Here is a 3640-nt window from a genome sequence, read left to right as displayed (position 1 = left end):
CCCTTCCCCTGGCCACTCACCCGCGGAGACAGCCATGACCCCCGGAACCACCCCAGCAAGCACCGCAGGCACACCGGATGCGTCGCCCTCCCCCGCCCTCGCACGTCGTACCGTCCTCGCCGCGCTCGCGGCAGCCGGCTGCGTCACGGCACTCTCCTCGCCCTCGGCGCACGCCGTGACGCCTCCCACCAGGTCGGTGAAGCGGCAGATGCGAGGGCTGTGGATCGCGTCGGTGACCAACATCGACTGGCCGAGCCGCACGGGCCTGGACCCGGCCGCCCAGCGCGCGGAGTTCGTCCGGCTGGCGGACGAGGCTCTCGCGTGGGGCTTCAACGCCTTGTTCGTCCAGATCCGCCCCACGGCCGACGCGTTCTGGCCCTCGCCGTTCGAACCCTGGTCCCAGTGGCTCACCGGGACGCAGGGAAGGGACCCCGGGTACGACCCGCTGGCCTTCATGGTCGAGACGGCGCACCAGCGCGGCCTGGCGTTCCACGCCTGGTTCAACCCGTACCGGGTCTCCATGCGGGCCGACCCGTCGGCGCTGGTTCCCGACCATCCGGCGCGCGTCCACCCGGAGTGGACGCGCGCCTACGGCGGCAAGCTCTACTACGACCCCGGCGTACCGGCCGCGCGCCGCTTCTGCCAGGAGGCCATGCTCGACGCCGTCAGGCGGTACGACGTGGACGGCGTGCACTTCGACGACTACTTCTACCCGTATCCGGTGGCGGGGTCCGACTTCCCGGACGAGGAGACGTTCCGGCAGTACGGAGCGGGCTACGACGACAAGATCGCCTGGCGCCGCCACAACGTGGACCTCATGGTCCGTGAGATGCGGGACGCCGTACGCGCCGTGCGCCCCGACGCCCTGTTCGGGATCAGCCCCTTCGGCGTCTGGCGCAACGACACCACGGACCCGCGCGGCTCCCGGACGGCCGCCTTCCAGTCGTACGACGGACTGCACGCGGACACCCGGGGATGGGTCGAGCGGGGGTGGCTGGACTACATCGCACCGCAGATCTACTGGAACATCGGGCTGCCGGTGGCCGACTACGGCGTCCTCGCGCCGTGGTGGGCCGACGTGGTGCGGGGAACGGACACCGAGCTCTGGATCGGACAGGCGGTCTACAAGTCGGGGGCGGCGGGGCAGCCGGCGGCGTGGCAGGACGGCAAGGAACTGTCGCGCCACCTGACCCTCAACGCGACGCTCCCCGAGATCGGCGGGGACCTCTTCTTCAGCGCCAAGGACGTCCGCGCCGATCGTGTGGGGGACTTCGCGGCCATGCGGCTGGCCCACTGGCAGGAGGCCGTCCTCGGCCCGCTGCCGGCCCGGCTCGACGGGGGACCGCTTCCGCGGCCACCGCGCGTGGAGGTGGAGCGGGACCCCGACACCGGTGCCGCCGTCCTGCGCATCACCGCCGGAGGACCCCAGGGCGACGAGGCGCCGTTCCGTTACGCGGTCCACCGCTTCTCCGGTGATCCCGGCCGTGACCCCGAAGCGTGCCGCGCGTCCCTCGTGGCGGTGATCCCCGGCGGCAGGTCGGCCCGCCACCAGGACCCCGACGCGTCGGGGAGGTCGTGGTACGCGGTGTCCGCGGTCGACCGGGTTCAGCGCCACGGCAGGCTGTCCCCACCCGTGCGCTGACCCGCCCGTGTCACGGCGGCCGCCTCGTGCGGCGGCGGCCGCCGTGGTCCTCGACGGCACCGGACCCCGGTCGCGGGGCACCCCCGCCGGTCAAGATCATCGGACACAACACCGCAGCCCACGGCAAACCGTGACGCCCCCTCAGGAGCAGCGGACCGCGGTGCTGGACGAACCGTCGACAGGCGATGTCACTTCATGGACCATGCGTCCCATGCCTCTCACCGTTCGCGATCTGTTGGCCATCCCCTCTCTTCGCCTTCGTCTCGTGGCAGGCAGTACAGGTCTCGGCCGCGTGGTCGAGGCGGCGCACGCGACCGAGAACACCCGGCCCGCGGCCTGGCTCGAGGGCGCCGAAGTGATCATGACCAACGGGCTGCTGCTGTCCGTCGACGAGGCGGGCTGCGCGGCGTACGTGAGGGAGCTCAGCGGCGGCGGGGCGGCTGCCCTCATCCTGGGAGTGGGACCGGGTCTGCACCTGCGGACCGTCCCGGAGTCTCTGGGCCGGCATGCCGAACAAGCCGGGATACCCCTGCTCACCGCTCCGTCGGACGTCTCCTTCGCCTCCATCACCAAGGCGGTCTTCACGGCCCGGGCGTCCGAGGAGCGACGCCTGCTGGAACGTACCCTCCGCACGCAGCGCCGGCTGTCCTCGGCGGCCGCCTCCGGAGACGGACTGACGGGGCTGCTGTCCGCCTGGTTCCAGGCGATCACCTCGGGCGTGGCGGTGTGTGACGCCTCGGGACGGCTCCTCGGCTCGGCCGGGGCCGACGGGCAGGAACTGCTGAAGCACGCCGCCCCGGTGATCGACACCGTGGCCCTGCACGGCCTCCGGGGCAGCGGCGGTGCGGACCTGCCGTGCGGACGGCTCGTGGTGCAGCCTCTGGGAACCACCCGCCTGCGCGGCTTCCTCGTCCTGCTCGACTCCGGCTCCCCGGAGGCCCGCCTGCTGGTCAGCGTCCTCGTCTCGCTCCTGTCCGTCGAGCTGGAACGCCGTCATCTCGCCGACGAACCGCAGCGCCGACGGCGCGCGTCCCTGCTCGCCAGGCTCTTCCGTCCCGACGTCACGGCGGAGCAGGCCACGGCCCTGCTGCGATCCGCCGACGTCACCTCGTCGTCCGTCCGGGCCCTGACCGTGCGCGCGGCCGGCGAGCCGGTGGAGCTCGCGGCGGATCTCGCCCTGGCGGTGCCCGGGGGACTCGCCCGTGTCACCGGCGACACCGTCGAGATGATCCTTCCGGAGGAGGTGGACACGACCGCGGTGCTCCGTCGGTTCGCTCCCGGACGCCCGGCCGGCATCGGGCCGGCCGTCGCTCCGCAGCACGCGGCGCTCTCCCTCCGGCAGGCGATCGCCCTGCTGTCCTCCAGCACCGAACTGGGACGGCCGGTCAGCGCGTCGGAGGCCAGCTCGCTGAGACTCCTGCTCAGCCTGGGCAGCCCCGCGACCCTGGCCGCCTTCGCCGACACCGTGCTGGCCCCGCTCGACGCCGCCGACCCGGGCGGGGAACTCACCGAGACGCTGCGCGTCTGGCTCGAGACGAACGGCTCGTGGGCGGAGGCGTCGGCGTTGCTGGGCCTGCACCGCCACACGGTGCAGAACCGCATCGAGAAGGTGGCCAGACTCACCGGGAGGCAGCAGGACCGCGCGGAGGACCGGGTCGACCTCTGGCTGGCGCTGACCGCGCGGGCGGTCGGCGGACCCCTCACCCACCAGCAGAAGTGCCGGAGCACCGCTCCCTCAAAGGGTTAAACGGTCCAAGTGGAGCCCGGACCGATCGACATCACGTCCATGTCGAGCGGACGCACCTGTTCCTACCGTAGCCCTGCCGATCACGCACCGAAGGAACCGTCGCCGGGACCCCTCAACCAGGTGGGAGCACGAAGCCCACCGAGGTCGTCCGGGCCGGCGGCCCCAGGGACGGAGAGGACCGTCCATGCTCCCCCGCAGCGACACCGGTCCCCCCTGCCGTCCTCCGTGCCCGGCATCCGTACGTGAGGCCC

Annotated in this window: 1 protein-coding gene and 1 pseudogene; both read left to right on the top strand. The window is 72.7% G+C overall.

Translation table 11 applies throughout. The features are described from left to right. Nucleotides 1–34: 34 nt before the first annotated feature. Nucleotides 35–1297, top strand: a pseudogene (locus tag ACOV8S_RS32500) (glycoside hydrolase family 10 protein); the annotation flags it as partial. A 547-nt stretch (nt 1298–1844) separates the two neighbouring features. Continuing rightward, entirely contained in the window at nt 1845–3389 is a 1545-nt protein-coding gene (locus ACOV8S_RS32495) for a PucR family transcriptional regulator (RefSeq protein ID WP_448322199.1), read from the top strand. The last annotated feature ends 251 nt before the right edge of the window (nt 3390–3640 follow it).

The sequence above is a fragment of the Streptomyces sp. CO7 genome (genome assembly GCF_053474865.1).
This window is presented reverse-complemented; position numbering and strand designations above follow the sequence as displayed.

What these genes read in the sequence shown, in the direction of transcription:
- ACOV8S_RS32495 (WP_448322199.1), top strand. Translation starts at nt 1,845, where the DNA reads ATGCGTCCCATGCCTCTCACCGTTCGCGATCTGTTGGCCATCCCCTCT.